At 58.3% G+C, this 13,717-nt stretch carries 11 protein-coding genes and 1 pseudogene; 7 read left to right on the top strand and 5 right to left on the bottom strand.

Annotated elements, in window-relative coordinates; translation table 11 throughout:
• The first annotated feature begins 4 nt into the window (after window positions 1–4).
• The 6 genes from IPP95_09195 to queG are packed head-to-tail and all read left to right on the top strand — an operon-like array spanning window position 5 to window position 7,073.
• Window positions 5–1,213, top strand: coding sequence for a quinol:cytochrome C oxidoreductase (locus IPP95_09195; protein QQS71367.1), 1,209 nt, complete (start codon window positions 5–7; stop codon window positions 1,211–1,213).
• 33 nt (window positions 1,214–1,246) lie between these two features.
• Window positions 1,247–2,515 (top strand): cytochrome c oxidase subunit II, encoded by a 1,269-nt coding sequence (locus IPP95_09190; protein QQS71366.1) that lies wholly within the window; start codon window positions 1,247–1,249, stop codon window positions 2,513–2,515.
• Between the two features lie 4 nt (window positions 2,516–2,519).
• Window positions 2,520–4,325 (top strand): cbb3-type cytochrome c oxidase subunit I, encoded by a 1,806-nt coding sequence (locus tag IPP95_09185; protein ID QQS71365.1) that lies wholly within the window; start codon window positions 2,520–2,522, stop codon window positions 4,323–4,325.
• A gap of 9 nt (window positions 4,326–4,334) precedes the next feature.
• Window positions 4,335–5,027 (top strand): hypothetical protein, encoded by a 693-nt coding sequence (locus IPP95_09180; protein QQS71364.1) that lies wholly within the window; start codon window positions 4,335–4,337, stop codon window positions 5,025–5,027.
• A 27-nt stretch (window positions 5,028–5,054) separates the two neighbouring features.
• Entirely contained in the window at window positions 5,055–6,080 is a 1,026-nt protein-coding gene (ruvB, locus tag IPP95_09175) for a Holliday junction branch migration DNA helicase RuvB (GenBank protein ID QQS71363.1), read from the top strand.
• A gap of 33 nt (window positions 6,081–6,113) precedes the next feature.
• The gene (gene queG / locus IPP95_09170; protein ID QQS71362.1) at window positions 6,114–7,073 is read left to right on the top strand and encodes a tRNA epoxyqueuosine(34) reductase QueG; all 960 of its coding nucleotides are present in this window, start codon (window positions 6,114–6,116) and stop codon (window positions 7,071–7,073) included.
• Window positions 7,074–7,174: 101 nt separating this feature from the next.
• Here the strand turns inward: queG and IPP95_09165 are convergent, their stop codons facing one another.
• The 5 genes and pseudogenes from IPP95_09165 to IPP95_09145 form a co-directional block, all read right to left on the bottom strand.
• Window positions 7,175–7,369, bottom strand: coding sequence for a hypothetical protein (locus IPP95_09165; protein ID QQS74238.1), 195 nt, complete (start codon window positions 7,367–7,369; stop codon window positions 7,175–7,177).
• A 207-nt stretch (window positions 7,370–7,576) separates the two neighbouring features.
• On the bottom strand, window positions 7,577–8,455 hold the full coding sequence (locus tag IPP95_09160; protein ID QQS71361.1) for an Omp28-related outer membrane protein: 879 nt from the start codon (window positions 8,453–8,455) through the stop codon (window positions 7,577–7,579).
• Between the two features lie 3 nt (window positions 8,456–8,458).
• Window positions 8,459–10,135, bottom strand: a complete 1,677-nt coding sequence (locus IPP95_09155) for a hypothetical protein (protein ID QQS71360.1) — start codon at window positions 10,133–10,135, stop codon at window positions 8,459–8,461.
• A 258-nt stretch (window positions 10,136–10,393) separates the two neighbouring features.
• Window positions 10,394–10,885, bottom strand: a pseudogene (locus IPP95_09150) (TlpA family protein disulfide reductase).
• A gap of 133 nt (window positions 10,886–11,018) precedes the next feature.
• On the bottom strand, window positions 11,019–12,740 hold the full coding sequence (locus IPP95_09145) for an Omp28-related outer membrane protein (GenBank protein QQS71359.1): 1,722 nt from the start codon (window positions 12,738–12,740) through the stop codon (window positions 11,019–11,021).
• 179 nt (window positions 12,741–12,919) lie between these two features.
• Between IPP95_09145 and IPP95_09140 the strand changes: the two genes are divergently transcribed.
• On the top strand, window positions 12,920–13,687 hold the full coding sequence (locus tag IPP95_09140; GenBank protein QQS71358.1) for a T9SS type A sorting domain-containing protein: 768 nt from the start codon (window positions 12,920–12,922) through the stop codon (window positions 13,685–13,687).
• The last annotated feature ends 30 nt before the right edge of the window (window positions 13,688–13,717 follow it).

The raw sequence follows: 13,717 nt of genomic DNA, 5'->3' as shown, positions 1-13,717 counted from the left end.
AGCGATGAATTTCACCATAAGCAAACGGGCCCGGACGGTCACCTTGGCTTTGATCATCATCGGTCTGGTGATGGCAGGGATCGGCGTGGTGGGCGACCATACCGACCATAAACAGTATTCCTGGGCGGCTTTCTATGCCAACGCCCTCTTCTTCTTCTTCATCGCATTGGGCACCCTGTTCTTCTATGCGGTGAACCATATCACCGAGTCGGCATGGACGGTGCTGGTAAAACGGGTATACGAGGGCATCATCGGCTATCTGCCCTTGGGTGCATTGTTCGTCCTGATCTGCTTGGTGGCCGGCTCTGTCGGGCTGAACCACATCTGGCCTTGGATGGACACGCGGACATTGGACACTGCCGACCCGGCCCACTATGATGCGCACATCGAACTATTGTCGCCTTACCTCAACAAGCCCTTCTTCTGGGTGCGCGCCATCCTAATAATGGGGACCTTCATCCTCTTCGCACGCTGGTTCCGCTCGCACAGCCTGCGTATGGACGGGGAGACCGGAGAGACATTGATGCGTTCACATTGGCAGAACTACCGCCGCAGCGTTGTGTTCATGGTGCTCTTTGCCTTCTTCAGCTCGGTCTTGTCCTGGGATTGGATCATGAGCATCGACGTGCATTGGAAGAGCGCGCTCTTCGGGTGGTACGTCTTCGCAGGTATGTGGGTCGGTGGCATGATCGTGGCGGTGCTCATCGTGCTTTACCTCAAGGGCAAAGGATATCTGCCACAGGTGAACGGTAGCCACATCCAGGACATGGGCAAGTGGGTCTTCGCAGTGAGCTTCCTGTGGAGCTATCTTTATTTCGCCCAATTCCTGCTGACGTGGTATGCGAACATCCCTGAAGAGGGGACCTATTTCAAGGTCCGTATCGACCATCATCCTTGGCTGACCTGGGGCATGTATTTCATCAACTTCGCCCTGCCCATGGTACTGCTGATGAGCCGCGATTCCAAGCGCAGCCCCCGCTATCTCATCGGCGTGGCCGGGCTCATCTTCATCGGCCATTGGCTGGACACCGTCCAGATGATCATGCCGGGATCGCTGGGCGATCATTTCCATAGTATCGGCACGCTGGAGATCGGTTTCTTCATCGCCTTCCTCGGCCTTTTCATCCACACGGTACTGACCACCTTGGCAAAGGCGCCCCTCACGGTGGTGGCCCATCCGTTCTTGGAGGAGAGTGTTCACCATCAGATCTGACCACTGGACCATCACAGATCATAATCGAATAGCATGACGACGTTGTTGATACTTGCGGTCCTGGTGCTTGGCTTCATGGTGGCGCTCCGCCTGAGCCGGGTGGCCGAACTCACGGCTAAATTGCGCGGCGAGCGGGAAGAGCACATCCCAGAGCATGAAAACCGGCTATCCGGGCGGTTGATGTGGGCCTTTGGCGTGGCCTATTTTGCCTTCTTCATCTGGATCCCAGTCCACTACCATGATATGCTCCTACCCCCGCCGGCGAGTACGCAGGGCGTCTGGATCGAAACCATGCTCCATTTCAACTGGATCATGCTGAGCATCGTCTTCGTCGGGACCAACACCGCCCTATTCTGGTTCGCGGGCAAATATTACCACCGGCCCGGTAAGAAGGCGTACTGGTACCCGCATAACAACCGGTTGGAGCTGCTATGGACCGTTGTGCCCGCTTTCGTTCTGGTCTGTGTGATCATCTATGGCCTGGTCATCTGGGAGAAGATCACGGCCGCTCCGGAACCCGGCACCATGGAGGTGGAGGTGTATGCGAAGCAGTTCGACTGGACTTTCCGTTATCCCGGAAAGGACGGTCAGTTGGGCGCCACGGATTTCCGGTTGATCAACGGGGACAACCCCCTGGGCGTCGTTACTCGCACCACCATTACCAAGCGATTGGCGGAGCTGCACGACCAGATGCTGCAGGAGAAGGCTGATCGGGATGCGCAGGCGGAGATCCTGCCTCAGGACCTTAAGGATGAAAAGGATGAGCACATCGCGCACTTGGGCCGCATGTCAAAGGGCATCATGGACCTGCGCACGCTGATGGAACAGGACATTGCCGACAATGGCAACAACAGTACCTATCTCCACGGTGGCGATGACAAGATCACCAAGGAGTTCCATTTACCGGTGGACATGCCCGTGGAACTTGTGATCCGGAGCCAGGACGTGATCCACAGTGTTTACCTGCCGCACATGCGCGCCCAAATGAACGCCGTTCCCGGAATGGTCACCCGTATGCATCTGGTGCCCAGTATCACCACGGACAGCATGCGCACCATCACGGGAAACCCGGATTTCGATTATATCCTGATGTGCAACAAGGTGTGCGGGATATCACACTACAACATGCAAGCGCCTTTGACCGTGGAAAGCGCAGGAGCCTTCAAGGTGTGGAATATCCTACTGTCGGCTTTTGAGAATTCCTCCGGGGCATCCGTGGGAGAGGCCGGTACCGATCCCGCCAAGACCGAAGCCGCCACCGGGGCGGAGGCCGCCGAAGGCAAGAACCAACAACCGAACTGAGATCATGAGCGTCGTAGCCCATCCGCAGGCGGCCGATAGCGGCCACGCCCACGAGGAGCACCACCACCATAAGGAGAGCTTCATATCGAAGTACATCTTCTCGCAGGATCACAAGATGATCAGCAAGCAGTTCCTGGTCACTGCCATCGTCATGGCATGGGTGGCCATGATCATGTCCATCATCTTCCGCCTACAGATCGCATTCCCGGGCGAGAGTTTTGCCTTTACGCATTTCTTCCTCGGCGACAAATGGGCGCCCGATGGCGTTCTGAGCTCCTCAATGTACCTCGCGCTGGTCACCATCCACGGCACGATCATGGTGTTCTTCGTGCTCACGGGCGGGCTCTCCGGAACCTTCAGCAACCTGCTGATCCCCTTTCAAGTGGGAGCACGGGACATGGCTAGCGGATTCATCAACATGCTCTCCTTCTGGTTCTTCCTTGTGGCGGCCTTCGTCATGTTGGCCTCCTTGTTCGTGGAGAGCGGCCCCGCCTCCGGGGGATGGACGGTCTATCCACCACTGAGCGTATTACCCCAGGCCATTCCGGGGTCCGGTGCCGGTATGACGCTTTGGCTCTTCAGCATGGTGCTCTTCGTCGCAGGTTCCTTGATGGGAAGCCTGAATTATATCGTCACCGTGTTGAACCTGCGCACAAAGGGCATGCGCATGACGCGGCTACCGCTCACCATCTGGGCCTTCCTCCTCACCGCCATCATCGGTGTGCTGGCCTTCCCGGTCTTAGTGAGCGCGGTCGCCTTGCTGATCATGGACCGCATGCTCGGCACGAGCTTCTACCTCAGTGAGATCCACATCGCGGGCGAGGCACTTGACAATATGGGCGGCAGCCCGATCCTTTACCAGCACCTCTTCTGGTTCCTGGGCCACCCGGAGGTGTACATCGTGATCCTCCCGGCCTTCGGCATCAGCTCCGAGGTGATCTCCACCATGAGCCGCAAGCCCATCTTCGGCTACCGTGCCATGATCGGATCGCTCATGGCGATCTCCTTCCTGAGCTTTCTGGTCTGGGCACACCACATGTTCGTGTCCGGCATGAACCCCTTCCTGGGCAGCGTATTCGTGTTCACCACCGTGCTGATCGCCATCCCCAGTTCCGTGAAGGTCTTCAATTACCTCACCACGCTTTGGCGGGGCAACATCGTCTTCTCCCCGGCCATGCTCTTCAGCGTCGGCATGGTGTCCACCTTCATCGCCGGCGGCCTCACCGGTATCATTCTCGCCAACGGTGCACTTGACATCCAGGTACACGACACCTATTTCGTGATCGCGCACTTCCACATGGTGATGGGAGTAAGTGCCATCTTCGCAATGATGGCCGGGGTGTACCACTGGTTCCCCCGCATGTACGGCCGGATGATGAGCAACAAGCTGGGGTACCTCCATTTCTGGGTCACCCTGATCGCCGCTTATGGTGTGTTTATTCCCATGCACTATGTGGGCCTGGCCGGCGGCCCACGTCGTTACTATGATTACACCGAGTTCCCCATGTTCCAAGGCCACTTCATGGACCTGAACGTGATGATCACCGTCTTCGCCTGTATCGGTGGCGCGGTGCAATTGGTGTTCACGTACAACTTCTTCCACAGCATCTGGCGCGGGCAAAAGGCCCCGCAAAATCCGTGGCACAGCAACACCTTGGAGTGGACCGCCCCGGTGGAGCACATGCATGGGAACTGGCCCGGCCCCATCCCCACTGTGTACCGCTGGCCCTACGATTACAGCAAGCCCGGAAAGCTGGAGGACTATGTGCCCCAGAACGTTCCCTTGGAAGAAGGGGAAGAGGACCATTGAGCATCGGAAATGGACCTTGGAAGATCCAGGTCTTTGGGAAGGTCCGCACGGCATGTGCGGACTTTCCTGTTTCAGAGCCGTGCTGCGGGACGGGTCTTGGCCGGATGCATGTTCGTGGCCGTGCTGCCGGTGAAGGGGCAATTGCTGGACAGCCTTAAGCTCTTTTCCCAAGAACCGGCCAGGCTCGTTGTGAAGTTGGACTCCCGGGGCTCGTTCATCAGCAACCGGAATGTGAGGCTCATGGGGGTGAAGGTGGGTCTTGAACATGGCGGTCGTCTTCAATACGGGATCGGATACAGCTTCCTGGCCACGCGTGTTGAACGGCTTATGCGGGTGGACGACGGGGAGGAGGTGCCTGTGCGTTTACGTCTGGGCTATGTGACGCCCTATGTAGAATATGCTTTCTACCAACGGGGGCATTGGGAGGCCCGCATCCCTGTACAGTTCGGGATCGGAGGCGGTTCGCTGCTATACGACGATCCTGCCGGGAACCGCCACCGGTTGCGCCGTGCTTTCGTCTTCTTGTATGAACCGTCCATGACGATCCAATACCGGTTTTTGCAATACTTCGGGATCAACGCCGGCTGGGGATATCGGCTGGCCTTCACCAATGCCGGTCTGGGAGAGAACCTCACTGCCCCGATCTATCTCTTTGGCCTGAAGGTGTTCTTCGGAGACCTGTGGAAGGACCTGCGGCGATGACCGACGCGGTTAACTTTGGCCTCGCCCATGGCTGAGCAGTTCGACGTCCGTGATGAACAGCGTTCCGCCTCCGACAAGGAGATGGAACAGGTGCTGCGCCCGCGCCGGTTCGAAGAATTCGCCGGGCAGAAGGCCGTTACGGACAACTTGAAAGTGTTCGTGCAGGCAGCCAAGATGCGCGAAGAAGCCTTGGACCACGTGCTGCTGCATGGTCCGCCAGGATTGGGGAAAACCACCCTCGCCGGGATCATCGCCCACGAAATGGGCGTGGGCATGCGCGTAACGAGCGGCCCGGTGTTGGACAAGCCTGCGGACCTCGCTGGCCTGCTCACCAACCTGGAGCCGCACGACATCCTCTTCATCGACGAGATCCACCGGCTCAGCCCCATCGTAGAGGAATACCTCTACAGCGCCATGGAGGACTACCGTATCGATCTAGTGATCGACGCGGGTCCGAACGCACGCACGGTGCAGATCAACCTGAACCCGTTCACCTTGGTGGGCGCCACCACGCGCAGTGGCCTGCTCACGGCTCCGCTGCGTGCACGGTTCGGGATCAATAGCCGGTTGGACTATTACGACGCCGAAACGCTCACAGGCATCCTGAAACGCTCCGCGAGCCTCTTGCATGTTCCCATTGTGGAGGAGGCGGCACATGAGATCGCGCGCCGGAGCCGCGGCACGCCCCGCATTGCCAACTCACTGCTACGCCGGGTGCGTGATTTTGCACAGATCCAAGGTGATGGCAGCATTGATATGGCCATCGCGAAGCATGCGCTGAAGGCGCTCAACGTGGATGCGCACGGCCTGGACGAGATGGACAACCGCATCCTGCTCTGCATCATTGATAAGTTCGCCGGTGGTCCCGTGGGCTTGAATACCGTGGCCACGGCGGTGGGCGAGGAAAGCGGCACCATCGAGGAGGTCTACGAGCCGTTCCTGATCATGGAGGGCTACATCATGCGCACCCCGCGCGGCAGGCAGGCCACCGAACGCGCCTACAAGCATCTGGGCAAGGCCCCGAAGCCCAAGCCGGGAGGTCTGTTCGAGTGAAGCGCCCGGTGGCGGTGCTTCTACCTTATCCGCATGATCGACACTACGGAACGTTCGGCACGCATCAAGACCAAGGCCGGTGAGCTGGGCTTTCTCGCGTGCGGCATTGCTGAGGCCGGGTTCTTAGACACAGAAGCTCCCCGGTTGGAACGCTGGCTCAGCGAGGAAAGGAATGGTGCGATGAGCTACATGGCGAACCACTTCGACCTGCGGCTTGATCCACGGAAGCTGGTGCTCGGCGCCAAAAGCGTGATCAGTCTGGCCTACAACTACTTCACCCCGGACAAGCAGGAAGACCCCGAAGCGCCGAAGCTCAGCACGTACGCTTACGGCCGCGATTACCACAAAGTGGTGAAGCAGCGCCTAAAACCCTTGATGGCCTTTATCACGGAGCAGTTCGGTGAGGTGGCCATGCGCTGCTTTACGGACAGTGCGCCGGTGCTGGAGAAGGCTTGGGCGCAGAAAGCGGGCATCGGTTGGCGCGGAAAGCACACCAACGTGATACGCCAGAGCAACGGCTCGTTCTTCTTTCTCTGTGAGATCATCCTGGACCTGGAACTTGCACCGGACGCGCCTGCCACGGACCACTGTGGTACGTGCCGGCGTTGCATCGACGCCTGCCCCACGGATGCGATCACTCCCTACGGCGTGGACGGCAGCAAGTGCATCAGCTACTTCACCATCGAACTGAAGGACGCCATTCCCACGGATGCCGGGGACTTCAAGAACTGGGCGTTCGGCTGCGACATCTGTCAGCAGGTATGCCCATGGAACCGCTTCAGCACACCTCACCAAGAACCGGACTTCAACCCGAAGCCGGAATTGATGGGCCTAACAGCGGACGAGTGGCACGGTATGACCGAGGTGCTCTTCGATGAACTCTTTCAAGGAAGCCCAGTGAAACGCACGAAGTACGAGGGGCTGAAACGGAACTTGAGGTACTTGGGCGAGCAGGGAGGTACACCACAGAGTCACGGAGTCACGGAGTCGTGAGTCTGTGAGTCGGAGATCGTCCGATCACCGATCACTGGTCCCGATCACCATTTTATCTGCGTTGATCCACGCTTTCAGCGTTATCTGCGTTCCATTCCCGCTCACGCACGCATCGACCGCTGGAACACCTCCAGGATCACGTCCTTGTACATGTGACCAAAGGTGGCCAAACACCAGGCTTTTAGGAGCAGTTGATCACGGTCGCCGACCCAGCTTGCGGCCTTCACCAGTTCCTTCCGGAACAATCGGGGGTCGAAGCTCACTTTTTGAAGCACTTGCTGGCTGAGTTCCAGCATCTTCCTTCCATTTTCCTTCATCACGGTTCTTCGTTAGGCAACGGCTTGCAGGTCCGATACGTGGGATGAAGATAAGTGCTCCGAGCACCTTCTGCAACACCTCGGGATCGATCGTTTACAACTTGGCAAGTTGGATCGGAACAGCCCCAAAGGAGCATGAACGTGCAGATCGGTCGATCCGTATGTGGGCGGAAGTCGGGGGTGCCTCTAGGGTACGAACTTCCGCTCCGTCACCTGCTGTACCTCGTACTGGGCAGCGCCGGCGCTGTTGGACACATAGGCCACAAGGGCGCAGTTGTCCGTGTTGAGCACTTGGTTCACCGCGCCAACAGATGGAAGGGGATAGGAGAAGGTGCTGATCAAGGTGTCGCCGGGTTGCGCGTCCGCAGAAATGAAGGCCTCACCCCATGGGCTGTTCAGCGCGGCACGGAGCACATGGCGGTGTTCGTAGTTCTCGATGTCCTGTTGCCCCAACGGTTGGCTGCCGTCCTCCTGCCAATCGATGATGTGGTCCTCGGTCAGGTAGATCGTGAGGTTCTGTGGCGCTGGAATAGCATTTAACACGGCCGCTTTCACGGTGGCGGATACCATGTCCGTAGCACTGTTATAGCTGAGCGTGTCGAACCAGAGGTCAATGCTTGCAGGAAGGTCGATCAATTGGGCCACTGCGGGGCTCCAATTACTTCTGGAAACAGGCATGAGGTTGTTGTACGGTGCACGACCGATCAGCCCTTTTGGTAAACCACTGACGGAGAAGGTCGTTTCATACTCGTTCCCCGCCGGTGTCCGGAAATCCGTGTCATAGACCCCGTCGCCGAGCGGTAATTGGGGGGCGGCGAACGTGGAGGACATGTGTACGGCCACCACGACCAAGCGGTCGCCATACACCCCCTTCAAGTGATCCGCTATCAGTGCCGCCTCCGGACAATTGGGACAAAGGTGCCCAGTGCAATCCTCCAACAACACATTACGTGTAACGCCACCGCCCGCCACCACCGGACTTGCCGTTTCGGCCTTGGGCTGATCGATGATGTCACAACCTGAAAGAGAAGCGATCAGGAGGATCGGGATGATGAGGTTGCGCATGGTTCAGAATGTTGTGGTGATGGATGCGGTAAGTCCATTGGCGGCAGGTACCACGCGGCATACACCGCCCACGCAGAAAATGCCTGCACGCTGGCGGCCGTAGCTGAAGGAGAAGCGCGATCCGCCACGGATATAACCGAAGCTGCCGATGGGGTAGTGGATCTGCTCGGTCTCCACGGAACCGCCATAGTTGTACTGATCCAGCGCGGCCACGAACCAATGCGGGCTGAAGGTGAACTCGGCCAGGGCGGTGGCCCAATTCCCCTGGTCCTGCTTGGTGCTGAGATGCTGGGCCTCGAAACGCACGGAGGTCTTGTCGTTGAAATTGTGCAGACCTTCAAGCACGAAGATGTCCGCATAGACCACGGGATATCCGGGGTGCCCTTGCACCGTGGCAATGTCGTAAACGAAATTGAGGTAGGTGAGGGCCAGTTCCCACGTGGGGCTCAGTTTCTTGCGCAATTCCACGTTGAGATCGCCGAAGTATTGCCGGTCACCCATGGAGAAGAACTTGGTGTCGTAGCCTATGTAATGCACCGTGTCATTGGGGATGGCCGTGCTGTCCAAGCTCCACGCACCGCTCCAGTTCACCGTGATCTTGGTGCCATACTTCCCGCCCAGTTTGCTGCCGCGCTTGAATTTGTAGAACACCTCACCCTGGTAGGACACCTCGCCGTTGGGCTGGGTGGCGTAGGGATAAAGCGTGGCGGGGAGGTTGTAGGAGTGCTGTTTGGCGAGGGTGGGGAGGTAATTGATGTTGAGGTCGAAGAGGCTGGGCGCACCCCGGTCGCTCTGGTATACCATGTTGTCATAGGTGTGGGCACCGGCGCTTATGCCCAAGCCGCGTACGCTGTAGGTGGCATTGGCCATAAGGGCCTGGCCGGGCTTGTATATGTTGTTGTTGCTGCCGTTGGGGTCGTTGATCTTGTAGGCGTATTCGCTGTACAGGTCCCATTTGGCGTTGGTGTAGTGGGCGCGTGCCGCCCAAATGCCCACGTTCTCGGGCAGTTCAAGCAAGGGGTCCTGGTCGGTCTGGAATTTGCTGACGAAGGAGCCGCCCACAGTGAGGTTGTTCCCTTTCTCCGCCAACTTCGGGAAAAAGCGCGGAAAGGCTTCCACCAAGGAGATCTCGCCGTCGATGCCGCGCACCGTGCCCACGCCCTGGGTGGCGCGCTTGTCGAACGCCAAGCGCTGGGTGCCGATGATGCCCTTGAGGTAGATGCCAGTGTCCGGACTGAACTTCACGCGCAGCCCGTCCATGGCATTGTCCACGCCCAAGGCGCGTTCCTCGTAGCCGCGGAACGCAAGGCCCTGCCCGAACTGCTCGTAGAAGTTGCCCGCCGTCACTTCCAGCCCGTCTTTCCGGAAGGAGGCGTAGCGATAGCCGAGACCGGTGCCTTTGTAGGCCGCACCCGCAGGGTATCCCAACAAGGCCGGTTCATAGCTTTCGAAGCGCAGGCCGGCATCGAAATTGCCGTTGCGGTAGTTGAGATTGGACCAGGAGTTGAGGCCGAAGTCCGCCGGGGGCTTCACCGCGCCGATCTGTTCGTCATCACTGTACAGCTGGCCGTCCATGCTGAAGTTGCCGTGGATCTCGCCCCCGCCTTGAGCGAAGAGGCTACCGGAGAGGCAGAGGGAAATGGAGGCTATGACGATGCCGTGGGTATGGCGTGGATGCATGTTGGATCGTAATGAGATTTGGACGCAGAGGCGCAGAGAAATGCAATACCTGAACGGCCTTGGGCGATAACCCATGAGCACAGGGGGCAAATTACAGCACCTCTTCAATCCAGCCCCTTCCATTCATTCTTGACCATTGGAAACCATACACAGGGGGTACCGGTCATCGAGTTCTCCGCGCCCTCGCCTGGGCATGGCCGCTACGGCGTAACACGGTCTGCGCCTCCGCGTCCACTAAAAGAGCAGGGTCTCCGAAGCTCACTTTCCCGCCAGCATCTTCACCTGCTTGTACAGTTCGTTCTCGTCACCGGGTTCGTAGTTGTTGTGCTGCCATACGATGTTGCCCTTGCCGTCCACGAGGAAGGTGTGCGGTACGTTGTTCACGTTCAGGGCGCGCTTCAGGTCGCCGTTGGGGTCGAGGTACACCTCGTAGTCCCAGGCCTGGCCGTTCACGTAGGGCTTCACGCGGTTCATGCTGCGGGTGTCATCGATGCTCACGGCCATCAGTTTCACGCCGGTCTCTTTCTACCAGTCGGGATAGAGGTCGTTGATAGCGTTGAGCTCGCGCTTGCAGGGCGCGCACCAAGTGGCCCAGAAGTTCACGATCATGGGCTTGCCGTCGTTGCTCCACGTGGAGGTGTTCACCTTCTGTCCGTTCATGTCCTGCACGGTCACGGACGGGAGTTTCCCGCTTTGGGCAAAGAGGAGCACGGGGAGCAGCAGGGCGATGGAAAGGATGGTATTCTTCATGTGGGTCGGGTTAGTGGTTCGTATTGCGGGCGGCATTCTGCCGGGCTTCGGCGTTCATTCAAACCCCGGGCCAAAGAAAAGGCCGACGGTCCCGTGCGGGTCCGTCGGCCTTTCTTGTTAGCGGTGGAATGGATCACTTGTTCACCGTTACGCGGCTGGTGGAACGGACACCGTCGGCGGTGACGCTCAACAGATACATGCCGTTGTCAAGGTTCGTGAGGTCGAGTAGTTGCGTCTGGCCGGTGGTGAAGGAGCGTTGGGTGTCCATCACGCGGTCACCGAGCACATTGTATACCTCCACCTGCACCGGGCTGTTGGTGGTTTTTCCGTAGCGCAGGTTCACCGTGCCGGAAGTCGGGTTTGGCCATACACTGACCAGGCTGTTGTCACGCCCGAGATCGGTGACACCGGAGGAGAGGGTGGCGATCGCACCTTGGAAGATCTGATCGGTAGCGGTTTTCTGCACGAACGCCACGACCGAGATCCCGTCCACGGTCCCCCAAAGGTTGTAGTTGCCCTGCTGGGGGTTGCCTTCCGTCAAGGTGTAGTTATGCGTGTACGTTTGCGGAACACCGTCCACGAAGGCGCCAAGCGTGGTCCCGTTGCCATTGGGCAGCATCTTCCGCATGGTGTCATGGAAATCGTAAGGATTGTATCCACTAACGGTGGTGGTACCCGTATAGAGGTTCTCGGTGACAGCGACATAGAGCTTATAGCCACTGGGGACGTCAAAGTGCGGGGTCACCACGGAGGTGACGGTGATGGCCGTGCCGCTGAGGGTGTAGCTCACATCGAGGTCCATGAAGGCGGGCACGTTCAAAGCGGTATTGATGTCCCCGGTGATCTCGGCGGTCGTGTACCCGCCCATTTCCCGTCCGTCGATCCATGGGGAAGGGATGCCGTTGACACCATAATACCCGCGTCGCGTGGTGCCGTCAGGGTTATAGCTGCGGTCATTGCCGGGGCTGGGCCAGTTCATGTGGTATTCCACGGTGACCACGTTAGAACCGGGTTCGTTCGTATTGAAGGCGTCAACAGCAGGGGTGAAATTCTCCGCAAAGGGGAAGCAGGGGGGGCAGGTTGAACTACCGAACTCCTCCACCGTGGCAACGCGTGATACCGTTTGAGTGGCCATGGAGGTGGTGATGGTCTTCGAGTCATTGCTCGGCATGCCATCGGTGGTCCCGTTCACATTGCTCACGGAGATCACTACCGTGTGGTAGCCGGCATCGCCGCTCCAAGGGGTATTGTGCGTGAAATCGTAGGTGCCGCAGGAGGGAATGGTATTGGTCATGGACTGGGTGACGAGCGCACTGCCGTCCACACTGTAGTTCAGGTCGTACGAGGTGATGTTAGTGGCACCCGAGTTCTTGATCTGGCCGCTGATGTTGACAGGTGATCCCCCGAGTGCTACGTCCGTCAAGTTCACCGAGATCATTTCGAGGTCCAAGGGGATCTGTGGTGTGGTGGTGAAGGTGGTGGATGCGCTGGTTGTGAACTCTCCGCCCGAGGCCACGGTGGTGCAACCATTCATGGAAACATCATAGTGCCCCTCACCATAAGCGCAGCACATGCCGTCACCATAGGCGTCAGTTATCGTGAAAACCACGGAAGCGCCCAAGGTGACGCAAACAGTGACAGGTGTCTGTGCGAATGCTCCGGCCGAGGTTTGGTCAGCGTATGGGCCGCCGGAGGCAAGGGTATTGCCTGCGCTCACGAGCGTCCATGTGGTCTCAGTGCCATAAGCGTCGGTCCAGATGGAGACGGTCACTGGAACTTCGCCTGTAGGGCACTGTGCCTGTACCGTGTTGCCGCCGAGGATGGCCAAGGCGGAGATGAGTAGTAGCTTCTTCATGTTCAGGGATTTGGGTTTTTCGGATCGCTAAACTAAGGGGATGCAAGGTGCGCCCCATTCGATCACTTCGTCCATCATTGGGATCTTAATCGCGTGAATAAACCCGATTTCGGCGTCGGTCTGATCCGTGGCCGGGTTAACTTTGCGTCAATAGGACCAGACACTGAAAGAACCGGACCATGAAGCAACCCTGCTCAATTTTTCTGCTCGTACTCTCCTGCGGCACCTTCCTTGGTGCACAGGCACAAGTGATCTCCCTCAGGGATGCCTCGGGTGCCTTGGTGAACGGGACGGTGATCACCGTCAATGAACCTCTTTCGGGTGACTCAGAGCAAACACCGGGAGTTGGGCTTTCAGCGGAGAATACCTCCGGCAGCGATCTTACGATCAACGTGAGGCGGTATGAGCAGTCGGTCCCCGCTGGAACGGCCAATTATTTCTGCTGGTACGAGTGCTACGATGCAGTACCCGCAGGTCTAAGGCCGGTATGGACCGCATTGGACCCCATCTACATGACAAATGGGCAAACCGTGAACGGCTTCCATGGCTATTACAAACCGAATGGAATCGTTGGAGAAGCCACCTTCCGCTATGTTTGGTTTGACTTGGCCAACCCCAACGACAGCACATGGGTGGACCTCGTCTTCAATATGACCGAACCCGCCGGCATCGCGGAAGAGGCATCAGCCGTGCGTGCCTTTATGGTATTCCCCAATCCTTCCACGGGCGGTGACATCACGATCAACTATGACCTGACTACTACTGCCGCAGGCACGCAATTAGAGATGTACAATGTGCTGGGCGAACGCAAACTGGTCCAGCCCATCAGTGCCGCACAAGGCAAAATGACGCTGCGCGAGGGTGACCTCTCCAGCGGTGTTTGGTTCGCCGTATTGAAGCGTAATGGAAAGGCGCTTGCGACGAAGCGTGTGGTGGTAGCGCGGTGAGGTAGCTGTCAGTTGTGCTCCTCTTAAGAG

It is taken from the genome of Flavobacteriales bacterium (genome assembly GCA_016700415.1).
GTDB lineage: Bacteria > Bacteroidota > Bacteroidia > Flavobacteriales_F > PHOS-HE28 > PHOS-HE28.
This window is presented reverse-complemented; position numbering and strand designations above follow the sequence as displayed.